Source organism: Marinibacterium profundimaris (assembly GCF_002210095.1).
In the GTDB taxonomy this organism is placed as follows: domain Bacteria; phylum Pseudomonadota; class Alphaproteobacteria; order Rhodobacterales; family Rhodobacteraceae; genus Marinibacterium; species Marinibacterium profundimaris.
This window is the reverse complement of the sequence record NZ_AQQR01000002.1, coordinates 406,678-427,637: the sequence shown is the minus strand read 5'-3', so window position 1 is coordinate 427,637 and position 20,960 is coordinate 406,678. Positions and strand designations below refer to the sequence as shown.

Annotated in this window: 19 protein-coding genes; 11 read left to right on the top strand and 8 right to left on the bottom strand. The window is 67.6% G+C overall.

Features of this window, described 5'->3' with window-relative positions; genetic code table 11:
* Positions 1-105: 105 nt before the first annotated feature.
* The gene (locus ATO3_RS06965; RefSeq protein ID WP_088649097.1) at positions 106-2,295 is read left to right on the top strand and encodes a response regulator; all 2,190 of its coding nucleotides are present in this window, start codon (positions 106-108) and stop codon (positions 2,293-2,295) included.
* 9 nt (positions 2,296-2,304) lie between these two features.
* Here the strand turns inward: ATO3_RS06965 and yaaA are convergent, their stop codons facing one another.
* The 3 genes from yaaA to ATO3_RS06950 all read right to left on the bottom strand — a co-directional run bounded on the left by yaaA (position 2,305) and on the right by ATO3_RS06950 (position 5,724).
* Entirely contained in the window at positions 2,305-3,090 is a 786-nt protein-coding gene (gene yaaA / locus ATO3_RS06960; protein WP_088649096.1) for a peroxide stress protein YaaA, read from the bottom strand.
* 127 nt (positions 3,091-3,217) lie between these two features.
* Positions 3,218-5,266, bottom strand: coding sequence for a DNA helicase RecQ (gene recQ / locus ATO3_RS06955; RefSeq protein WP_088649095.1), 2,049 nt, complete (start codon positions 5,264-5,266; stop codon positions 3,218-3,220).
* A gap of 170 nt (positions 5,267-5,436) precedes the next feature.
* Positions 5,437-5,724: a YggT family protein gene (locus ATO3_RS06950; RefSeq protein WP_088649094.1), complete on the bottom strand. Its 288-nt coding sequence runs from the start codon at positions 5,722-5,724 to the stop codon at positions 5,437-5,439.
* Positions 5,725-5,914: 190 nt separating this feature from the next.
* Here ATO3_RS06950 and ATO3_RS06945 point away from each other — a divergent pair, with 190 nt between their 5' ends.
* The 7 genes from ATO3_RS06945 to ATO3_RS06915 all read left to right on the top strand — a co-directional run bounded on the left by ATO3_RS06945 (position 5,915) and on the right by ATO3_RS06915 (position 12,748).
* Positions 5,915-7,282 carry an MFS transporter gene (locus tag ATO3_RS06945; protein ID WP_198963217.1) on the top strand — a complete coding sequence of 456 codons (1,368 nt, stop codon included), beginning with the start codon at positions 5,915-5,917 and terminating at the stop codon, positions 7,280-7,282.
* Complete coding sequence (mepA, locus tag ATO3_RS06940) at positions 7,267-8,136, top strand: penicillin-insensitive murein endopeptidase (protein WP_088649093.1); 870 nt, start codon at positions 7,267-7,269, stop codon at positions 8,134-8,136. Before ATO3_RS06945 ends, mepA begins: the two co-directional genes overlap by 16 nt.
* The gene (locus ATO3_RS06935) at positions 8,133-9,098 is read left to right on the top strand and encodes an esterase-like activity of phytase family protein (protein WP_088649092.1); all 966 of its coding nucleotides are present in this window, start codon (positions 8,133-8,135) and stop codon (positions 9,096-9,098) included. Before mepA ends, ATO3_RS06935 begins: the two co-directional genes overlap by 4 nt.
* Before the next feature lie 78 nt (positions 9,099-9,176).
* Positions 9,177-9,806, top strand: a complete 630-nt coding sequence (locus tag ATO3_RS06930; protein WP_088649091.1) for a queuosine precursor transporter — start codon at positions 9,177-9,179, stop codon at positions 9,804-9,806.
* A 445-nt stretch (positions 9,807-10,251) separates the two neighbouring features.
* Positions 10,252-10,671: an alternative ribosome rescue aminoacyl-tRNA hydrolase ArfB gene (arfB, locus tag ATO3_RS06925; protein WP_088649090.1), complete on the top strand. Its 420-nt coding sequence runs from the start codon at positions 10,252-10,254 to the stop codon at positions 10,669-10,671.
* Positions 10,672-10,893: 222 nt separating this feature from the next.
* Positions 10,894-11,634, top strand: a complete 741-nt coding sequence (locus tag ATO3_RS06920; RefSeq protein WP_088649089.1) for a glucose 1-dehydrogenase — start codon at positions 10,894-10,896, stop codon at positions 11,632-11,634.
* A gap of 100 nt (positions 11,635-11,734) precedes the next feature.
* Positions 11,735-12,748 (top strand): P1 family peptidase, encoded by a 1,014-nt coding sequence (locus ATO3_RS06915; RefSeq protein ID WP_088649088.1) that lies wholly within the window; start codon positions 11,735-11,737, stop codon positions 12,746-12,748.
* A 66-nt stretch (positions 12,749-12,814) separates the two neighbouring features.
* Here ATO3_RS06915 and ATO3_RS06910 read toward each other — a convergent pair whose 3' ends face one another.
* Complete coding sequence (locus ATO3_RS06910) at positions 12,815-13,237, bottom strand: c-type cytochrome (protein ID WP_088649087.1); 423 nt, start codon at positions 13,235-13,237, stop codon at positions 12,815-12,817.
* 166 nt (positions 13,238-13,403) lie between these two features.
* Here ATO3_RS06910 and idi point away from each other — a divergent pair, with 166 nt between their 5' ends.
* The gene (idi, locus tag ATO3_RS06905; protein ID WP_088649086.1) at positions 13,404-13,922 is read left to right on the top strand and encodes an isopentenyl-diphosphate Delta-isomerase; all 519 of its coding nucleotides are present in this window, start codon (positions 13,404-13,406) and stop codon (positions 13,920-13,922) included.
* 250 nt (positions 13,923-14,172) lie between these two features.
* Here idi and glpK read toward each other — a convergent pair whose 3' ends face one another.
* From glpK to ATO3_RS06885, 4 genes are read right to left on the bottom strand one after another with little or no spacing between them, the layout of a single operon-like run.
* A complete protein-coding gene (gene glpK, locus ATO3_RS06900; RefSeq protein WP_088649085.1) occupies positions 14,173-15,651 on the bottom strand; it encodes a glycerol kinase GlpK in 1,479 nt (492 codons plus the stop codon).
* Positions 15,648-17,222 carry a glycerol-3-phosphate dehydrogenase gene (glpD, locus tag ATO3_RS06895; protein WP_088649084.1) on the bottom strand — a complete coding sequence of 525 codons (1,575 nt, stop codon included), beginning with the start codon at positions 17,220-17,222 and terminating at the stop codon, positions 15,648-15,650. Before glpD ends, glpK begins: the two co-directional genes overlap by 4 nt.
* A 58-nt stretch (positions 17,223-17,280) precedes the next feature.
* Positions 17,281-17,913, bottom strand: coding sequence for a ferric reductase-like transmembrane domain-containing protein (locus tag ATO3_RS06890; RefSeq protein ID WP_233152054.1), 633 nt, complete (start codon positions 17,911-17,913; stop codon positions 17,281-17,283).
* A gap of 4 nt (positions 17,914-17,917) precedes the next feature.
* Positions 17,918-18,400: a peptidase associated/transthyretin-like domain-containing protein gene (locus tag ATO3_RS06885; protein WP_088649083.1), complete on the bottom strand. Its 483-nt coding sequence runs from the start codon at positions 18,398-18,400 to the stop codon at positions 17,918-17,920.
* Between the two features lie 305 nt (positions 18,401-18,705).
* Between ATO3_RS06885 and ATO3_RS06880 the strand changes: the two genes are divergently transcribed.
* Together ATO3_RS06880 and ATO3_RS06875 are read left to right on the top strand one after the other, a co-directional pair.
* Positions 18,706-20,190, top strand: coding sequence for an ABC transporter substrate-binding protein (locus ATO3_RS06880; RefSeq protein WP_088649082.1), 1,485 nt, complete (start codon positions 18,706-18,708; stop codon positions 20,188-20,190).
* A 309-nt stretch (positions 20,191-20,499) separates the two neighbouring features.
* Positions 20,500-20,949: a hypothetical protein gene (locus tag ATO3_RS06875; RefSeq protein ID WP_088649081.1), complete on the top strand. Its 450-nt coding sequence runs from the start codon at positions 20,500-20,502 to the stop codon at positions 20,947-20,949.
* The last annotated feature ends 11 nt before the right edge of the window (positions 20,950-20,960 follow it).

Genomic DNA, 20,960 nt, shown 5'->3' with positions numbered 1-20,960 from the left:
CAACGATTCCTCCCCGTGCCCCCGGTGATAGCCTGCAGGGATTAAGCCATTCTTCACCGTGATCCCGGAGGATGCCGGCGAAGATTGTCGGGAGAATCCGGGTCCATGAGTCTGGCCAACAAACTGGCGGAGGAACGCCGCGCGCGGCTGGCGGCCGAACGCCTGCTGGAACTGAAGCAGGCGGAGCTGTCCGCCGCGAACCGCAAGCTGGGCCGCCACGCGCTGGCGCTGACCAAGAAGATCGGCCTGACCCAGGCCGAGATGACGACAGTGCGCGACGAGAACGAGCGGTTCCGCTCGGACCTCAGCGCCGCCAACCAGAAGATCGAGCTGGCCGAGCGGCGCCTGTGGCATTCGATCCAGTCGATCCGCGACGGCTTTGCCTTCTTCGACGCCGACAACATCATGATCGGCGCCAATTCCGCCTATCTCTCGATCTTCGACGACATGGACGAGATCGCCCCCGGCGTGGCCTATACCCGCATCCTGCAGGTCCTGACCGAGGAGGGCATCGTCGACACCGGCGATCTGCACCCCGCCGACTGGCGCGAGATGATGGCCGAGCGCTGGCACGCGCCGACCCCGCCGCCGATCAACATAAGGCTCTGGAACGATGAATATATCCGCCTGGTCGACCAGCGCGGCCATGGCGGCGACGTGGTCTCGCTGGCGCTCAACATCACCGAAACCGTCCGCTACGAGGAACAGCTGAAGGCAGAGCGCGAGAGGGCCGAGGCCGCCAACCGCGCGAAATCCGCCTTTCTCGCCAACATGAGCCACGAGATCCGCACGCCGATGAACGGTGTCGTCGGCATGGCCGAACTGCTCGCCGACAGCGACCTGACCGAAGAACAGCGGCTCTACGTCTCCACCATCCGCAATTCGGGCGAGGCGCTCTTGGTCATCATCAACGACGTGCTGGATTACTCCAAGATCGAGGCGGAGAAGCTGGTCCTGCACCCCGAACCCTTCGATCTGGAACGCTGCATCCATGAGGTGGTCACGCTGCTGCAGCCCGCGGCACGCGACAAGGGGCTAGCGATGCTGATCGACTTCGACATGTTCCTGCCCACGCGCTATGTGGGCGACCCCGGGCGGATCCGTCAGGTGCTGACCAACCTCATTGGAAACGCGGTGAAATTCACGCTTGAGGGCCACGTTCTGATCCGCGTGACCGGCGTGCCCGAACAGCCCGGGCAAGAGGCGTCGATCCATGTCACGATCGAGGATACCGGCATCGGCATCTCGCACCAGAAGGTCGAAGCGATCTTCGGCGAATTCAACCAGGTCGAGGGCGAGGCCAACCGCCATTTCGAGGGCACCGGCCTCGGCCTCGCCATTTCCCGCCGGCTGGTCGAGATGATGAACGGCCGGATCTGGGTCGACAGCGAAGAGGGCAAGGGCTCGTGCTTCGGCTTCCAGCTGGGCATGGTGGCCGAGGGGGCGCAGCCGCAGGTGCCGCACCTGCCGCACGGGTTGCGCCGGGCGGTGGTGGTGGATCATCACCGGGTCAACGCCTCGATCCTCGACAAGCAGCTGCGCCAGCTGGGGATCGAGGTCACTGTCTGCACCTCGACGCCCGAGGCCCTGGACAGGACCGACGCCTCGGTCGGGCTGGTGATCTGCGAACACACGATGGCCGAAATGGACGGGTTCGAGCTGGCCGAGGCGCTTCGCGACAAGGGCATCACGGCGCCGATCCTGATGCTCAGCTCGACCCCCGATTACGCCGACAACGATCCGGCCCGCGCCCTGGTGACGGCGGTGCTTCAGAAACCCCTGTCGCGCAGCGACCTCTTCGCCGCCCTGTCGGAACTGCCCGAACCGGCCGGCCCCATGCCCGCGGAAGAGCCCGAACCGGAGCCCGCACCGCCGCCGCGCGATCGCCCCCTGCGCATCCTCGCTGCCGAGGACAACAAGACCAACCAGCTGGTCTTTCGCAAGATGATCAAGGACCTGGATATCGAGCTGCGCTTTGCCTTCAACGGGCAGGAGGCTGTCGATGCGCATCGCGAGTTCGCGCCCGACCTGATCTTCATGGACATTTCAATGCCCGGCATGGACGGGAAGGAGGCCGCCTCGCTGATCCGCGCCGCCGAGGCGGAGGCCGGCGGCGACAGGCGCGTGCCGATCATTGCCATGACGGCCCATGCCATGGATGGCGACCGCGAAGAGATCATGGCCTGCGGGCTGGACGATTACCTGACAAAGCCCCTGCGCAAGGCCGCGATCCACGAGCGCATCGCGCAGAACTGCCCCGAAGGCGTGCGCCCGCCCCTGCCGATCCCGGCCTAGGCGCCTGCTTCAGGCCGCCTTGCCCGCCGCCTCGTAGGGGCGCACGAAGACCGGCGCATCCGGCTTCGACCGGTCGGGATCGAAGCGATAGCCGCCGTAATCGAAATCGCGCAGCCCCTCGGCATCGCTCAGCCGGTGCTGGATCACGTAGCGCGCCATGCTGCCGCGGGCCTTCTTGGCAAAGAACGATACGATCTTCGCCTCGCCCTCCTTGTCCTCCAGGAACACGGGGGTGACGATCCGCAGCCCCAGCGCCTTGGGATCGACGGCGCCAAAATATTCCTGGCTCGCGCAGTTCACCAGCGTGTCGGTGCCCAGCGCCTCGGCCTGTGCCTTCAGCGCCTTCGCCGGCCCGTCACGCCAGTACTCATAAAGCGACTTGCCCCGCCGCGTCTTCAGCCGCGATCCCATCTCGAGCCGATAGGCCTGTATCGCATCCAGCGGCCGCAGCACGCCGTAAAGCCCGGACAGGATCCGCAGGTGCTCCTGCGCCCAGGCCATCTCGTCGTCTTCCAGCGATCCGGCATCGAGCCCCTGGTAGGTGTCACCGGCAAAGGCCAGCACCGCGGGGCGCAGATCATCGGCGCCGGGCGTGTCGGAAAAATCGCGGAACCGGTCGCGGTTCAGCCGGGCGAGATCGTCGCTCAGGCTCATCAACCCCTTGAGATCCTTGAGCGTCAAGTTACGCATGGTCTTCGCCAGCTTCTGCGCGTCCGCCTCGAATTCCGGCGCGGTCACCTCGACCGAGCGTTCCGTCCAGTCCAGCCGCTTGGCCGGGGAAATCACCACGAGCATGTCTTCTCCTTCCGGTCGTCACGCGCCGCCGGCGCCCCCCTGGTGCAAAGGGCAGGCGGGGCTGGCGGGGAGGGTGGGCGGGAGCCTGCCCCGCCTGCCCGGCCCGCCGATTGGCGTTTCCGCAGATCTAGCCCGCGTCCCGCAGAACGTCCAGAAAGGCCGCGCCGAAGCGTTCCGCCTTGCGCTCGCCCAGCAGCCGCTCCAGCCGCACCGGATCACCGTCGCGCATCTCGGCCACCTTGGCCAACTCGCCCACCGAACAGCTCAGCGGTTTTTCCGTCCCGTCCGCCCCGCGCAGCAGCCCGGTCTGCGCCTCCTGCAGCCGGTCAAAGACGTCGCCCGCCCCGTCGCGCATCGCCAGCCTGCGCCGCGCCGGATGCACCGGATCCCCGGCCGCGCCGCGGATCACCTCGAGGAAATCGGCGCCGTATCGTTCCAGCTTCTTCGCGCCGACCCCGCCGATCCGCGCCATCTGGTCCAGCGTTTCGGGCCGCACCTCGGCCATCTCGGTCAGGGTGCGGTCGGTAAAGATGATATAGGCCGGCACCTGCGCCGCCTCGGCCAGCGCGCGCCGCTTGGCCTTCAGCGCCGAGAACAGCGGTGCGTCCTCGTCCGACACCATCGCCCGCACCGCCGGCGTCGACACCGCCTTCTTCACACTGTCGGCGCGCAGCGTGATCTCTTCCTCGCCGCGCAGGATCGGGCGGGCGCTTTCCGTCATCCGCAGGGCGCCGTGGCGTTCGGGATCGGGCCGCACCAGGTCGCGCCCCATCATCTGGCGAAAGATCGCCTGCCATTGCTGCTTGTTGTACTCCTTGCCGACGCCGAAGGTCGGCAGCTGGTCATGCCTGCGCGCCTTCACCTTGTCAGTCTCGATCCCCAGCAGGATGTCGACCAGGTGCCCGGTGCCGAAATATTCGCCCGTGCGCAGGATCGCCGACAGCGCCATGCGCACCGGAGTTGTCGCGTCGAAGGTCTCCGCCGGGCGGTCGCAAAGGTCGCATTGCCCGCAGGTGACCTCGTGCTCGCCGAAATAGCCCAGCAGCGTCTTGCGCCGGCATTCCATCGCCTCGGCCAGGCCCAGCAGCGCGTTCAGCCGCGCGTGGTCCGCCGCGCGGCGTTCGGGCGGGGCGAGGCCCTCGTCGATCTGGGCGCGGCGCAGGCGGATGTCCTCGGGCCCGAACAACGTCAGCGTCTCGGCCGGGCCGCCATCGCGGCCCGCGCGGCCAATCTCCTGGTAATAGCTCTCGATCGACTTGGGCAGATCCGCATGGGCGACCCAGCGGATGTCGGGCTTGTCCACGCCCATGCCGAAGGCCACCGTCGCCACGACGATCAGCCCGTCCTCGCGCGCGAACCGCTCTTCGACCGCTCGGCGGTCGGCCGGATCCATGCCACCGTGGTAATGGGCGGCCGAGTGGCCCTGGGCGTCCAGCGCGCGAGCGAGATCCTCGGTCTTGGCGCGGGTCGAACAATAGACGATGCCGCATTGCCCGCGCCGCGCCTCGGCAAAGTCCATGATCTGCTGGCGCGGCTTGTTCTTGACCGCGAAGGCCAGGTGAATGTTGGGCCGGTCGAAGCCGCGCAGGAACTGGCGCGGGGCCTCTGCGCCGGGAAAGAGCTTCTCCACGATCTCGGCCCGGGTTTCCGCATCCGCCGTGGCGGTGAAGGCCGAAACCGGCACGTCCAGCGTCTGCCGCAGCTGGCCGATGGCCAGGTAATCGGGGCGGAAATCATGGCCCCACTGGCTGACGCAATGCGCTTCGTCCACCGCGATCATCGACACGCCCGCCCGGCGCAGCGAGGCGACGGTGCCTGACGAGGCCAGCCGCTCGGGCGCCATGTAAAGCAGTTTCAGCCGCCCCTCCTGCAGCGCCTCGTGCACGGCGGCGGTCTCGTCCTCGGTATTGCCCGAGGTCAGCGCGCCGGCGGCGATGCCGGCCTCCTGCAGGGCGCGGACCTGGTCGCGCATCAGCGCGATGAGAGGGGAGATCACCAGCGTCACACCGTCGCGCATCAGCGCGGGCAGCTGGTAGCACAGCGACTTGCCGCCGCCCGTGGGCATGATGGCCAGGACATTCTCGCCCCCGGCCACGGCCATGACGATCTCTTCCTGCCCGGGTCGGAACGCGTCGAATCCGAAGACGTCGCGCAACAGCGGAAGAGCGCCGGTCATGTCTGCCTCGAAATGGTTGCCTGTTCGTTATCAGAATCATCGCAGATGAAGATTCGGTGAACAAGCCTGCAACGGGGTCGCAGCCCGGCAGGACCTGCACGAACACGGCATCTGCGGTCCGCGGGTCCAGAAAATTCGACGAATTTTCTCGGCCAGCCGACCGGCCGGGGTCAGTAGAAACCGAAGATCGTCGGCAGCACGTAAGCCCGCAGCGAGATCACGATGATCAGCGCCACCAGCGGCGCCAGGTCGATCGCGCCGGTATTCGGCAGGATGCTCCGGATCGGGCGATAGATCGGCTCAAGCAGCTGGTTCAGGCCCGACCAGATCTGGTAGACCAGCGGCTGGCGCGTGTTCAGCACCTGAAAATTGATGAGCCAGCTCATGATGATATGCGCAATCATGATGAAATACACCACGCTCAGGATAAGCTGCAGCGGCCCGTAGATCGCCATCATCGTCGCATTCTCCTCTACCCGACGCCCCGGAGCCCCAGGCGCCACGATTCCCGTGCCGCCCCGGCGTCCGACCATTCCGACCTAAGCCGCGCCGCCCCGCAGGGCAAGTCCCGCGCGGCTATCTGTCCAACTTGTTCTTGCAGTTAGGTTAATTTCCCTGCCATATCGTGTGAACTCGCGAGATCACCCCATGACAGACATTCGAGCACGCCGCCGGCGCATCTGGGGCTGGTACTTCTTCGACTGGGCAAGCCAGCCGTACAACACGCTTCTGATGACATTCATCTTCGCCCCCTACATCCGCGAGCTCATGGGCAGCGGATCCCGGGCGCAATCGGCCTGGGGCTTCGGCGTCGGTGCGGCGGGGCTGATCATCGCGGTGCTGGCGCCTGTCCTGGGGGCGATGGCGGACCTGTCGGGCAATCGCCTGGGCTGGATCCGGCTGTTCTCGGTGTTTTACGTGGCGGGCGCGGCGGGGCTGTGGCTCGCGGCGCCGGGTCAGTTCAACCTGGTACTGACGCTGGTGCTCTTCGCGATCGGCATGATCGGGATGGAATTCGCGACGATCTTCACCAACTCCATGCTGCCAGACCTCGGCCCGCGGTCCGAAATCGGGCGCATCTCGGGCAATGGCTGGGCCTTCGGCTATGCCGGAGGGCTGCTGGCGCTGGTCATCATGCTGCTGTTCTTCGCCGAAAGCGGCGAGACCGGGCGCACCTTCATAGGCCTGCAGCCCGCCTTCGGCCTGGATCCGCAGGCGCGCGAGGGCACGCGGTTCGTCGGGCCGCTGACGGCGCTGTGGTACATCGTCTTCATGCTGCCCTTCTTCCTCTGGGTCCGCGACCCGGCACCGCAGCGCGCGCCGAAAGGCGCCCTGCGCGCGGCGCTGCGCGACGTGGCCGGCACTGTGCGCAACCTGCCGCGCACGCCCTCGTTCTTTGCCTATCTCGGATCGTCGATGTTCTACCGTGACGGGCTGAACGGCATGTATGCCTTCGGCGGCATCTATGCCTCGGGCGTGCTGGGCTGGTCGGTGGTCGACACCGGCATCTTCGGCATCACCGCGATCATTTGCGGCGCGCTCTTCGCCTGGGCCGGCGGCCACCTGGACGACCGGTTCGGGCCCAAGCCCGTCATCACCACCTGCATCCTGATCCTGACCGCCGTCGCCGTGGGCATCGTCTTTGTCAGCCCCACCAGCGTCTACGGCCTCCCCGTGCCCGAAGGATCGGCCCTGCCCGACATCGCCATGTACGTCATGGGCGCCCTGATCGGCGCCGCGGGCGGCGTTCTGCAATCGGCAAGCCGCTCCATGATGGTCCGCCAGGCCAACCCCGAGCGCATGACCGAAGCCTTCGGCCTCTATGCGCTGGCCGGAAAGTCCACCAGCTTCGTCGCCCCGCTCAGCATCGGCGTGGCCACCTGGGCCAGCCAGAGCCAGCAGATCGGCGTAAGCCCGCTCATTGCGCTTTTCGCCATGGGTCTTATCCTGCTCGCATGGGTCAAACCCGACGGAGATTCCCGCAGCCGAGAGCCCGCCACATGCGTCACCTCGTAACCATCGCCTTTCTACTGGCCACGTTCGCTCTGCCTGCCGCGGCCCAGCCGCTGGCCAAGACCTTGTTCGGAGCAGAGCGAAATGGCTCGCCCCATCAACCCGAACCCTTCGGTTCCTATTCCAAGGGCTGCCTGGCCGGAGGCCAGCAGCTGCCCGAAACCGGGCCGACATGGCAGGCCATGCGCCTGTCGCGCAACCGGAACTGGGGCCACGAACAGACCATCGATTTCATCGAGGATCTGTCGCGCTTTGCCGCCACCCAGCCGGGGTGGAACGGGCTTTACATCGGCGACATCAGCCAGCCGCGCGGCGGGCCGATGCTGTCGGGCCACCGCAGCCACCAGATCGGCATGGATATCGACATCTGGATGCGCCCGGCGACCGACCTGCGCCTGTCCCGCAACCAGCGCGAAAACATCTCGTCGATCTCGATGCAGCGGGCCAAGGGCGCCTATGTGAACGATCAATGGACCCGCGCGCATCACGAGATCATCAAGAAAGCGGCAAGCGACCGGCGCACCGCACGGATCTTTGTCTTTCCCGGCGCCAAGGTGCAGATGTGCCAGGACGAGCGCGGCAACCGCAACTGGCTGCGCAAGGTGCGGCCGTGGTGGGGACATCATTACCATTTCCACGTGCGGCTGAACTGCCCGCGTGGCGCGAGCGGCTGCGTCGAACAGAACCCGCCCCCGCCCGGGGACGGCTGCGCCGAAGCACAGGAATGGGTGAACAACATCCTCAACCCGCCGCCGCCGAAGCCGCGCGATCCCAATGCCCCCGCCGCAGCACCGCGCCGGGAATACCGGCTCGCCGATCTGCCGCAGGCCTGTTCCATCGTGCTGAACCCGAATTGAGCCGGTCCCGGGCCCGTCTCGCCCTCGCAATCGTTGCCCTGGCCGGCCTCACCCCGCCGGCCGGTGCCCAAGGTGCCCGGCCCGGGGCCGAGCTGATCGGCACGCTGAGGCTCAGCCACGATGCGCCCTGGTTCGGCGGCTTTTCGGGGATCGAGATGTCCCCGGACGGCGCGGCGATGCTGCTGATCAACGATCGCGGCCGCTGGGCCCGCGCGCTGATCAAACGCGAGAACGGCGTGCCCGTGGCCGCGACCGGCTGGAACAGCGCCCGAATCTCCGGCCCCGACGGTCGGCCGCAGCCGCGCGAGCGCACGGATTCCGAGGGGCTGGCCCGGCTGCCCGGCGGCGGGCTCTGCATGTCCTATGAAGGCCCCGATCCCGGCGTCGATTGCCATGACGATCTGCGTGCCCCGGCCCGCACCCTGCCGCCGCACCCGGATTTCGCCGACATGGGCCTGAACAGCAGCCTCGAGGCGCTGGCCGCTGACGGGATGGGCCGGCTTTACACCATGCCGGAGCGTGTCACGCCCTCGGGCGCGCCGACACCGGTCTACCGCTGGGACGGCACGGCATGGGAGGTGGTGATGCAGCTGCCCGAAAGCGGCTTTCGCCCGGTCGGCGCGGATATCGTCGAGGAACAGTTCTATATCCTGATGCGCCGCTTCGGGCCGCTTGGGTTCAGCACACGGCTGATCCGGCTGCCAGTCACGGGTGGCAAGGTCGAGATCCTGCTGCAGACCGGGCCGGGCATCCACGACAACCTCGAAGGCGTGTCGGTCTGGCGCAATGCCGCAGGCGCGCTGGTGGCGACGATGGTGTCGGACGACAACATGAACTGGTTCCAGCGCTCCGAGATCGTGGAATACCGCCTGCCCGAGCCGCCCGCGCAGCGCGACGCAAAGGCCGGGACCAAAGGCACGCCGGTCGCCGTCCCTCTTGCATCCGCGGCGCGAAGCCAGTAAGCGCCGCGCCCATCCGCCGTCTCTTCGGAGGGTCCGGCGGAACAAGTCGCCGCAACCTTGTCAAAACGGGCATCAGACATGACACGCAAACTCTGGCCGGGAATCCTGGCCATGGCCGCCATCGTGGTGGCCTCGAACATCCTCGTACAATTCCTCTTCGGCCAATGGCTGACCTGGGGCGCATTCACCTATCCGCTTGCCTTCCTCGTGACCGACCTGACCAACCGGATCTACGGCGCGTCCCAGGCGCGCAAGGTGGTTCTGGCGGGCTTTGCCGTCGGCGTCGCCTGTTCGTTCATCGGCACCCAGATCACGGGCGAATTCGGGCCCCTGGTGACGCTGCGCGTGGCGATCGCCTCGGGCCTCGCCTTCCTGACGGCGCAGCTGCTGGACGTCGCCGTCTTCTCGGCCCTGCGCGGGCGGGCCTGGTGGCAGGCGCCGCTGGTCTCGACCCTGCTGGGCGCGACGCTGGACACGGCGCTGTTCTTCACCATCGCCTTCTCGGCCGCCTTTACCTTCATCGACCCCGCCAACGACGTGAGCTGGGCCAACGAGGCGCTGCCGCTGCTGGGCACCGGGCCCATCGCGCCGCTGTGGATGTCGCTCGCCGTGGCCGACTGGGGCGTGAAACTGGCGCTGGCGCTTCTGGCGCTGATTCCCTTCCGCCTGATCCTGCGGCGGTGGACCGCGAAAGGTGCAATTGCGTGAAGATTTCGCTTGGTGGATCCGCGTTCTTCGTGCCACGCTGAGGACAGGTTTCAACAACGTGAAAGGAGGTGGTCCAGTGTCAAGAAAGGTATTGGAGCGAGGTGTCGGGACAAGTCCGGAGGCCGCCCACTGAGGCAGTCCTTGGCGGTTGGTCCGACGGATGATCCGGACACTGTCCGGCTCTGACCGACCCACCTCCCTAGCTTTCGAAGGGCCGTCCGGCGAACCGGGCGGCCCTTTTTGTATCCGGGTCGTTTTCCTTTGGTCACTTTCCTTGGCCGAATTTCCCTTGATCGCTTTCCTCGGATCACTTCCCCTGAAGCACCTTGAATCACTGGTCCACGCGCCCGGCCCATGCGGCCTTTTCGGGCAGGCGTGCCCGGCTTGCCCCCTCCCCGGTCGCGGACCGCTTTTTCCGCCGCCGACAATGGCGTATGACGGCCCCATGTTGCGGATAACCGACAAGATCGCGCTGGAAGACTGGGAGCTGACCGAGCAATTCGTCCGCGCCAGCGGCCCCGGCGGTCAGAACGTCAACAAGGTCTCCACCGCGGTGGAGCTGCGCTTTGAAGCGGAACGCTCGCCCGCGCTGACGCCGCCGGTGAAGGCGCGGCTGCGGCGGCTGGCCGGGCGGCGCTGGACGCAGGAAGGTGCTCTGGTGCTCTTCTGCGACGAGACCCGCAGCCAGGCCCGCAACCGCGAGATCGCGCGCGAGCGTCTGGCCGAGCTGATCCGCAAGGCGCTGGTCGCCCCCAAGCGCCGCATCGCCACGAAACCCACCCGCGCCTCGCAGCGCCGCCGGATCGAGGCGAAGAAGCAGCGCGGATCGGTCAAGGCCCTGCGCGGCAAGGTGCAGGACGACTGAACCGGGTTTCGGCCGGGCGCACCCGCCCGTCGCGATTGGTGCCCGAACCAGTGGCATCCCCACCGCATCCTCCCGCTGCCCTCATCGCGGGATGGCGATCCTCGCGCCCCGTCTCTCGTGCCAAGCCCTTGATTTCCCATCCACGGGCCCAGAGAAAAACCGTTGGCCCCGCTTTCGCCTCGTGGTCTATCGTCCCCGCAGGAGAGAGGGAGGGAGACCCAAATGCGCCTGCAGGACAAGACAGCGATCATCACCGGGGGCGGCTCGGGCTTTGGCGCGGGCATCGCGCGCAAGTTCGCCGCCGAGGGGGCGAAGGTCATGATCGCCGACATCGACACCGAGGCCGCGCGCGAGATCGCGCAGGAGGTCGGCGGGGTCGCGCACACGGTCGACGTGGCCTATGGGCCAAGCGTGGAGGCGCTGGCCAAGGCCGCCCTGAAAGGGCTGGGCCATGTCGATATCCTGGTCAACAACGCCGGGGTCACGCATCTGCCGACCCCGATGGAGGATGTCTCGGAAGAGGATTTCGACCGGGTCATGGCGGTCAACGTGAAATCCGTCTACCTGACGGCCAAATACCTGGTGCCGCACATGAAATCCCGGAAAAGCGGCGCCATCCTGAATGTCGCCTCGACCGCCGGCGTCTCGCCCCGGCCGCGGCTGAACTGGTACAATGCCTCGAAAGGCTGGATGATCACTGCGACCCGCACCATGGCCGTCGAACTGGCGCCCGAGGGCATCCGCGTCAACGCCGTGAACCCGGTCGCCGGGGAAACCCCGCTGCTCAAGAGCTTCCTGGGCGAGGACACGCCCGAGATGCGCGCGAAATTCCTGTCCACCATCCCTCTGGGCCGGTTTTCGACGCCCGAAGACATCGCCAACGCCGCCTGCTACCTGTGTTCGGACGAGGCCAGCATGGTCACCGGCGTCGCCATGGAGGTCGACGGCGGCCGCTGCATCTGAGCACCCCGAAGGGGCGCCCCCCGCGCCTGCGTCAGCAGGCGCAAAACCTCATACGCGGCCCCGCCCGGGGCCGCGGTCCCCAAGCCCCGAAGAGAGCCGAATGCACCCCGGACCGAAGAACCTGATCACCGACATCGCCGGCCTGAAGGTCGGCAATGCCGCCGATGCCACACTGAAATCCGGCACCACCGTGCTGACCGCCGATGCCCCCTTCACCGCCTCGGTCCACGTGATGGGCGGCGGCCCCGGCACGCGCGAAACCGACCTTCTGGCGCCCGACAAGTCGGTGGCGCAGGTCGACGCGCTGGTGCTGTCGGGCGGCTCGGCCTACGGGCTTGATGCCTGCGGCGGGGTGATGGCCGGGCTGCGCGCACAGGGGCGCGGCTTTCGCATCGGCCCGGCGGTGATCCCGCTTGTGCCCGGGGCGATCATCTTCGACCTGCTCAACGGCGGCGCCAAGGACTGGGACGCGACGCCCTATCCCGACCTTGGCCGCGCCGCGCTGGAGGCCGCGCGGCCCGATTTCGGCCTGGGCACCGCAGGCGCGGGAACCGGGGCGCTGACCGCGATGGTGAAGGGCGGGCTGGGGTCGGCGTCGCTGGTGCTGGACAGCGGGCATACCGTGGGCGCGCTGGTGGTCAGCAACCCGATGGGCGCGGTCACCACGCCCGGCGACCGGCATTTCTGGGCCGCGCCCTTCGAAATCGACGGGGAATTCGGCGGGCTGGGCCCCGACCCGGCCTCGGGCCTGGGCCGCGTGCTTGACAGCCGCAAGATGCGCGCCTTCAGGACCGGCGCCAGCGAGCGTGCCAATACCACCATTGCCATCGTGGGCACCGACGCGGATCTGACCAAGGCCGAATGCCAGCGCCTGTCGATCGCCGCCCATGACGGCATCGGGCGCGCCACAGTGCCGGCCCATGCCCCCGGCGACGGCGACCTGGTCTTCGGCCTGTCGACCGGCGCCCGGCCGGTCGCGCCCGGTGCCCGGCTGCTTGACCAGATCTGCCATGCCGCCGCGCTGTGCCTGGCCCGCGCCATCGCGCGCGCCATCTACCACGCCCGGCCCGAACCGGGCGACCTGCTGCCCTGCTGGTCAGAGCTGAACGGCTGAGAGCTCATACGACAACGGCCGCGGAACTGCCGCGGCCGTCCTGGGTCACTCCCGACAGGGCGGGGCTTATTCGCCCGACACGCTCACCAGGTACGCATAGATGTCATCGCCGCCGCTGCGCAGCTTGAATGCCATCTTCGACCGGGCCGAGCTGTCGTCCAGCTGTTCTTCCAGCCAGGCGCTCGGATCCTCGACATAGGCGGTAAAGTTGTCGAAGTCCCAGACCGCGCCGGTTTCGCCCACGGCCACGATCGAGTCGCCATAGTTGAAATCGGTCCCCGCGACGGGTCGGCCGATCACACCGTAAAGGTTCGGGCCGGTCTTGCCGCCCTTCACGATCACGTCTCCGTTGTCGGCGACGATCTCGTGGCACGCCTTGCACTTGCGGAAATCCTTCTCGCCGGCGGCGGCGTCACCGGTCTCGTGTTCAGCTGCCAGGACCGGCGCGGCCAGCAGGCCGGCGATCACGGTTGCAACGATGCGATGCATGTGTCCTCACTCCTTAATCGTTCTTGGCAAAGTTGTATGGCCCGCCGCCACAGAGTCAACGGCACCTTCGGAGGATCACCCGCGCGGCAAACCGCCCCGGGGGGCCCTGCCCTGCGCAGGGCAACCGGCCTTGCCTTGACCGCCAATGCCCCCTATCTGCCCGCGCATGACGCAAATTCCCGCCTGGATCGACGACCGCCTTGCCCCGGTCGACAAGCTGCATGCCCATGTCGCCGGGCTGCGTCACAAGGCCGTGTCGGTCTTTGTCCGGAAGGGAGAGGAGATCCTGCTGCAGCGCCGCGCGATGGGCAAGTACCACACCCCCGGGCTCTGGGCGAACACCTGCTGCACCCATCCCCACTGGGACGAGGCCCCGCGCGATTGCGCCCTGCGGCGGCTGGAGGAAGAGCTGGGCATTGCCGGGCTTTCGCCGGAGTTCCGGGAGCAGCTTGAGTACCGGGCCAGTGTCGGCGGCGGCATGGTCGAGCACGAAGTGGTGGATGTCTTCGTCGCCGAGGCCGGCGCGGATCTGGCGCCGGTGCCGAACCCCGACGAGGTGATGGACATACGGTGGAGCACATTGCCCGCGCTGCAATCCGAAATCGCCGCGGCACCGGAGCGCTTCACACCCTGGCTGAGGATCTACCTGGACCGGCACCTGGACGGAATCCTCGGAGGGCGCTGACCTCGGGCGTCGTGCGGGTCGCTGGCCGGGCTCTGGAGTATTTTGTCCAAGAAGAAGACAGGGGCGCGGTGTCCTTGTCTGCGCGGACGGTGCCCGGGGGCGGCCGGGGGATGAGGTATTTGTGCAAAGGTGAAGACAGGGGGGCGGCGCATCCGGGGCCGGCCGTGTCGCGGCTGGTCCGCAGGGGAGAGGGGCACCGGGGACGGTGTGTCGCGGAGGCGGTGGTCGGTGGGGAGGTCTGGCCCGGGCCTCAGAAGGCCAGGGCGGCGTCCACGGCGCGTTTCCAGCGGGCGTAATCCGACGTGCGGCTGTCCTCGTCCGATTGCGGTTCGAACCGGCGGTCGAGGGCCCACATGGCGGCGAAGCCTTCGGCATCGGGGTAGACCCCGGCGCGCATGCCGGCGAGCCAGGCGGCGCCCAGGGCGGTGGTTTCGGCCATCACCGGGCGATCGACCGGGGCGCCCAGCACGTCGGACAGGCGCTGCATCGTCCAGTCGCTGGCGACCATGCCGCCGTCGACACGCAGCACGGTGTCGTCGCTGCCGGCACCGTCGGCGCGCATCGCTTCCCAGAGGTCGCGGGTCTGGAAGGCCACGCTTTCCAGCGCCGCCCGCGCGAACTCTGCCCGGCCCGAGCCGCGCGTCAGCCCGAAGACCGCCCCGCGGCAATCCGGCGCCCAGTAGGGCGCGCCCAGGCCGGTGAAGGCGGGCACGAGCGTCACGCCCTGTGCGGCGTCGGCGGCTTCGGCCAGGGGCCCGCTCTCGTCGGCCGAGCCGATGATCTGCAACGCGTCGCGCAGCCATTGCACCACCGCGCCGGCGATGAAGATCGACCCTTCGAGCGCATAGGTGACCTGTCCGTCCAGGCGGTAGGCGACCGTTGTCAGCAGCCGGTTCTGCGAGCTCACCCGGTCCGGGCCGGTGTTCATCAGCGCGAAGCAACCCGTGCCATAGGTGGATTTCATCATCCCGGGCTGGAAACAGGCCTGGCCCAGCGTCGCCGCCTGCTGATCGCCCGCCACGCCCAGGATCCTGACCGGTGCGCCCAGCAGTTCCGTCTCGCCGAACTCGGCCGCGCAGTCGAGCACCTCCGGCAGCATCTCCATCGGGATGCCGAAAAGCTTGCAAAGCTCCGGGCTCCAGTCCTGGGTGTCGATGTCGAAGAGCGCGGTGCGCGAGGCGTTGGTCGCCTCGGTCACGTGGCGCTTGCCGCCGGTAAGCCGCCAGATCAGGAAGCTGTCGACGGTGCCGAAGAGCAGCTCTCCCTTCGCCGCGCGTTCGCGGCTGCCATCGTGCTGGTCGAGGATCCAGGCCAGTTTCGTGGCCGAGAAATACGGGTCGAGCAGGAGGCCCGCGGTCGATGCCACCAGGTCTTCGTGGCCCTCGTCGCGCAGTTTGGCGCAGAAGGCGGCGGTGCGGCGGTCCTGCCAGACGATGGCACGGCCCAGGCATTTTCCGGTGTCGCGTTCCCACACCAGGGTGGTTTCGCGCTGGTTGGTGATGCCGATCCCGGCGATGTCGGCGGCGTTCAGCCCGGCTTTCTCGACCGCCTGGCGCAGGGTGGCTTCGACGCTGTCCCAGATCTCTTCCGGGTCGTGTTCCACGTGGCCCGAGGCGGGGTAATACTGCGGGAATTCCTGCTGGGCCGAGGCGACGGGGCGCATCTTGCTGTCGAAGACGATTGCCCGGCTGGACGTGGTGCCCTGGTCGATGGCAACGATATGGCTCATTTGGTCCTCTCCTCTTCCCGCTGTCCGGCCCGCCGGTCCGCCATCCAGGCGCCCAGGGCCGCGGCCTCGTCCTCCGACAGCCGCAGGCCCAGCTTGGTACGGCGCCACAGGATGTCCTCGGCCGCGCAGGCATATTCACGGTCCATGAGCCACGTGACCTCGGCCTCGCTCAGCCCGCCGCCGAAATCGCGGCCCAGGTCGTCGCGCGTGGCCGCGTCGCCAAAGATGTCGCCAACCTGCGTGCCATGGGTCCGGAACAGCCGCAGCGCTTCGGCCGGGTCCAGGAACGGGTAGCGGTCGCACAGCGCGGTGACCGCGCCCGGCACGTCGCGCACCGCGATGTCACCGCCCGGCAGCGCGACACCGGCGGTCCAGCTGCCCTTGGCCACCGGCAGGACGCTTCCGATCTTTTCCAGCGCCGATTCCGCCAGCCGCCGGTAGGTGGTGATCTTGCCGCCGAAGACCGACAGCAGCGGCGCTGCGGTGGTTTCCAGCGTCAGCACGTAATCCCGCGTCGCCGCCGTGGCCGAGGTCGCGCCGTCGTCGTACAGAGGCCGCACCCCGGAATAGCGCCAGACGATGTCGTCGCGCGTCACCGGCTTGCGGAAGTAATCCGAGGCGAAGGCCAGCAGGTAATCGGCCTCGGCATCGGTGCATTCGGCGGGCGTCTGCGGATCGGGGTGATCGCGGTCGGTGGTGCCGATCAGGGTGAAATCCTGTTCATAGGGGATGGCGAAGATGATCCGCCCGTCGGTGCCCTGGAAGAAATACGCGCGGTCGTGGTCGAAAAGCCGCTTCGTCACGATATGGCTGCCGCGCACCAGCCGCACCTTCTCGGCGGTGTTCACATGGGCCACACGGCCCAGCACATCCGCCGCCCAGGGGCCGCCGGCATTGACCAGCAGCCGCGCCTGGTGCGTGGTCTCCTCTCCGTCGGCATCGCGGCAGGTGATCTCCCAGTGATCGGCCGCGCGATGGGTCGAAACCACCTCGGTCCGGGTCATGATCTTCGCGCCGCGCGCCTCGGCGTCACGGGCGTTCAGGACGACCAGCCGCGCATCTTGCACCCAGCAATCGGAATATTCGAACGCCTGCTGAAAGCGGTCCTGCAACGGTTTCCCCGCCGGATCCTGCGTCAGATCCAGCCGCTTGGTGCCCGGCAGGATCTCGCGCCCGCCGAGATTGTCGTACAGCATCAGCCCCGCCCGGATCATCCAGCTGGGCCGGCGGCCCTTCATCCAGGGCATCACCGAATTCAGCAGCTTCGCCGCCGGGGTTTCCGTATCGAACCGCATCTCCGGGCTCAGCGGCAGCACGAAGCGCATCGGCCACGAGATATGCGGCATCGCCTTCAGCAGCGTCTCACGCTCCTGCAGGGCCTCGCGCACCAGCCGGATCTCGAAATACTCGAGGTAGCGCAGCCCGCCGTGGAACAGCTTGGTCGACGCCGAAGAGGTCGCCTGTGCCAGGTCGCTCTTCTCGGCCAGGGTCACCGACAGGCCGCGACCCACCGCGTCGCGCGCGATGCCGCAGCCGTTGATGCCGCCTCCGATGACAAATATGTCGTCCATGCGCCTGCTCCCATCGGTCCGGACCTGTGTAAAGCCCGATGCAACCGGGCTTCAACCGTCAAAACCCCTGACGGGCCCGACGTTTGAGGACGATAGGCCGGAGCAGCCGCAGGTCCAGCAGCGCGGCCAGCGTGGCCATCAGGACCGCCGCCAGCAGGACCGCCTTCGATGCTGCGCCCATCGCGCCCTCGATCCGGGCGGCGTGGATGCAGGTGGTCACCACCACGCCCAGCGCCAGCGCGTTGTGCAGCCAGCGCCACAGTCCCGGCGGCAGGCCCAGCCGGCGGCGCAAGACCACCAGCAGGGCGGTGATCACGATCCCCCACATCGCCAGGAAGCCATGTACCGAAAACGGCGTCGGCGCGCGCAACAGCAGCACGTCGACCGTGTCCATCGGCGATGTCAGGTAAAGCCCGCCCACATGCACCGCCACGAAGGCCACCAGCAGGGTGCCGATCCTCCGGTGCCAGCGGGTCGCCGCGACGGGCGACAGCCCCGGCAGGTAGCCCGCCGCCAGCAACGGCTGCAGCAGCATGAGAGACAGGCAGAGGATCCCGGCGAAGCCGCCGACGATATAGGCGGCATTGCGATAGGCCAGCCAGGGGTTGAACGCCGCCAGCACCACCGGCACGATCATCACGGCCAGCACCGCGCCCCAGGCCAGGGGCACGTTCCAGGTCCGTCCGGTCACGGGATCAGGCCGGCGCCAGCACGAAATCCGCGGTGACCGAGGTATCGCTGGCCGACGGCATCACCGGGCGCAGGAAGACGGTTTTGAAATCGGCATCGTCATAAGCCAGGTGCGCATGCGGCTGCCCGAAGTTCGGCACGATCTGCTCCATCTCCAGCTCGAACTGCCCGCCCTCCCCGGTCAGGACAGAGCCATGGTTGCGCGGCTCGCGCTCGCCGCCCAGCGTCGTGGCGGCCCAGATCTGGATGCGGACGTTGCGCAGCGGCGCCCCGTCCCCCGCGCGCAGCACCTTTCCGCGCACGAAGAATCCGTTGCCCAGCTTGTCGACAAGGGGCGCGCCCGGTCGGTAATTGTTGGCCCCGCCGCGCATGGTCTGCGTCGGCTGATAGGCCTGCGCCAGCGCGCCGATCGGCCACTGCAGGGCCCCGGCGCCGGCCAGCCCGGCGGTGATCAGAAAGGAACGGCGGTTGTAGAACGGTGCGGTCATAAGGATCTCCCTTGCCCGGGACGCGCCTGCAAGGGCGCGGGTCTGGGCGGCGGTCACATATAGTCCTGCACCTTATCATAGCGCGTCCGGGCCCATCCGGCATCCCGCGCCGCCTCAACATTCCCGTGAGGCCGGCTCTGTGCCCCCGGCATCGCCTTCGGGACCCATCCCCGGGCCTGATCTCCGGCGCCGGTGTGCCGGGCGACCCGATCCGGGACAAATCTCTTGTCAGGACAGGGGTTCTTGCCAACACTGCCGCCAAGGGCCGCGCGGAACCTGCGGCCAGGACGATAGGGAGTAAGACCATGTCACGTTTCACCCGGCGGCTGGGGTTTGCCGCTGCGGCCGCCCTGCTGGCCGGTGTCACCGCCGCCCAGGCCCGCGACACCATCACCATCGCCATGCAGCTTGAACCGCCGCATCTGGATCCGACCTCGGCCGCGGCGCAGGCCATCGATTCGGTGGTCTACACCAACATCTTCGAAGGCCTCACCCGCTTCATGGGCGACGGATCGGTCGTGCCCGGTCTCGCCGAAAGCTGGGAGATCTCGGACGACGGGCTGACCTATACCTTCCACCTACGCGAGGGCGTGACCTTCCACGACGGCTCGGCCATGACCTCCGAGGACGTGAAGTTCTCGCTCGACCGCGCCCGCGCCGACGACAGCCAGAACGCGCAGAAGGCGCTCTTCACCGGCATCGCCTCGGTCGAGACACCCGACGACAGCACCGTGGTCGTCACCCTGAGCGAACCCAACGGGTTGTTCCTGTTCAACCTCGCCTGGGGTGACGCCGTCATCGTCGCGCCCGAAAGCATCGAGACGATCACCACCAACCCCGTGGGCACCGGCCCCTATACCTTTGCCGATTGGGTGCAGGGCGACCGGATCGAGCTGACGCGCAATCCAGATTACTGGGGCGACCAGCCGGCCATGGCCTCGGCCACGTTCAAGTTCATCTCGGATCCCACCGCCGCCTTCGCCGCGATGATGGCCGAGGATGTCGATGTCTTCACCGGCTTCCCCGCGCCCGAAAACCTGCCCCAGTTCGAGGCCGATCCCCGCTTCCAGGTGCTCGTCGGCTCCACCGAGGGCGAAACGATCCTGTCGATCAACAACAAGATGCCGCCGCTGGACAACGTGAAGGTCCGCGAGGCGATCGCCCATGCCATCGACCGGCAGGCGATCATCGACGGCGCCATGTTCGGCTATGGCACGCCCATCGGCACGCATTTCGCGCCGCACAACCCGGCTTATGTCGACCTGACCGGCACGTCCGACTACGACCCCGAGAAGGCCAAGGCCCTGCTGGCCGAGGCCGGCTTTGCCGACGGTTTCACCACCACGCTGAAACTGCCGCCCCCGTCTTATGCCCGCCGCGGCGGCGAGATCGTCGCCGCCCAGCTCCGCGCCGTGGGGATCGAGACGGAAATTTCCAACCTCGAATGGGCGCAATGGCTGGAACAGGTCTTCAAGGGCAAGGATTTCGGCCTCACCATCGTCAGCCATACCGAACCGATGGACATCGGCATCTATGCCCGGCCGGATTACTACTTTCAGTATGACGATGCCGAGTTCCAGGCCCTGATGTCCAAGCTTGACGCCACCACCGACCCGGACCAGCGGGCCGAGATGCTGGGCCAGGCGCAGACGATGATCGCCGAGGATTACGTCAACGGCTACCTCTTCCAGCTGGCCGCGCTGACCGTGGCCAAGGCGGGGATCGAAGGGCTCTGGGCCAATGCGCCCACCGCCGCCACCGACCTGACCGGCGTGACCTGGCCCGACTGACGCGCCGCCCTGACAGACTGCCTTCCCGGGCCCGGCCACATCGGCCGGGCCCTCTTTGCTTGCGCGCCCGGACTGCGACGGACAGGCCCGAAGACGCGTTCCATCCTATTAAAATTCAAAGATAATCTTCGCCCCGGGACATCAAAAAGCCCGAATATGGACGACGAAACTCCCCGGCTGCCGGCGATACCGCCCTCATCGGCAGCGGTTGCCGGGGCAGACACCCGGCCAGCCAAAGCCAAAGCAGGGACGCTTATTCCACAATGACCACCCGGCGGCGCCGGGCTTCAGATCAAAGGAACCACAGACATGGCATTTGGCAACTTCGCACGCTTCACCGGCCTCAACTCCACCACCGCCGAAGAGACGATCGACACCACTCCCGTGCTCAACGACGAGGCCGGGACCATGATCACCGGGCTGGCCAGCGGCGGTATCGACAGCTTCGATTTCACCACCATCACCTCCTCGCCCGAGGATCCGGCCGCCGAGTCGACCACCGTCAACGTCGCCAGCTTTTCCTATGACACCGGCGATGCGGGCCACAGCCTGCTGGGCTACCTGAAGGCCTGGACCTATGCCCAGCAGGTCGACGCGGATCTCGAGGCCGCCGGGCTGGAAGAGGTCTATGCGGTGGCACTGAAGAACGACGCGGGCGGTTTCGACATCAAGGTGGTCGACGTGGTCGAAGAGGTGCTGGACGAGCCGCTCACCGGGTTCGACTTCGACTTCGGCTTCGATTTCGCGTTCTTTTCCTGATCCCTGCTCCG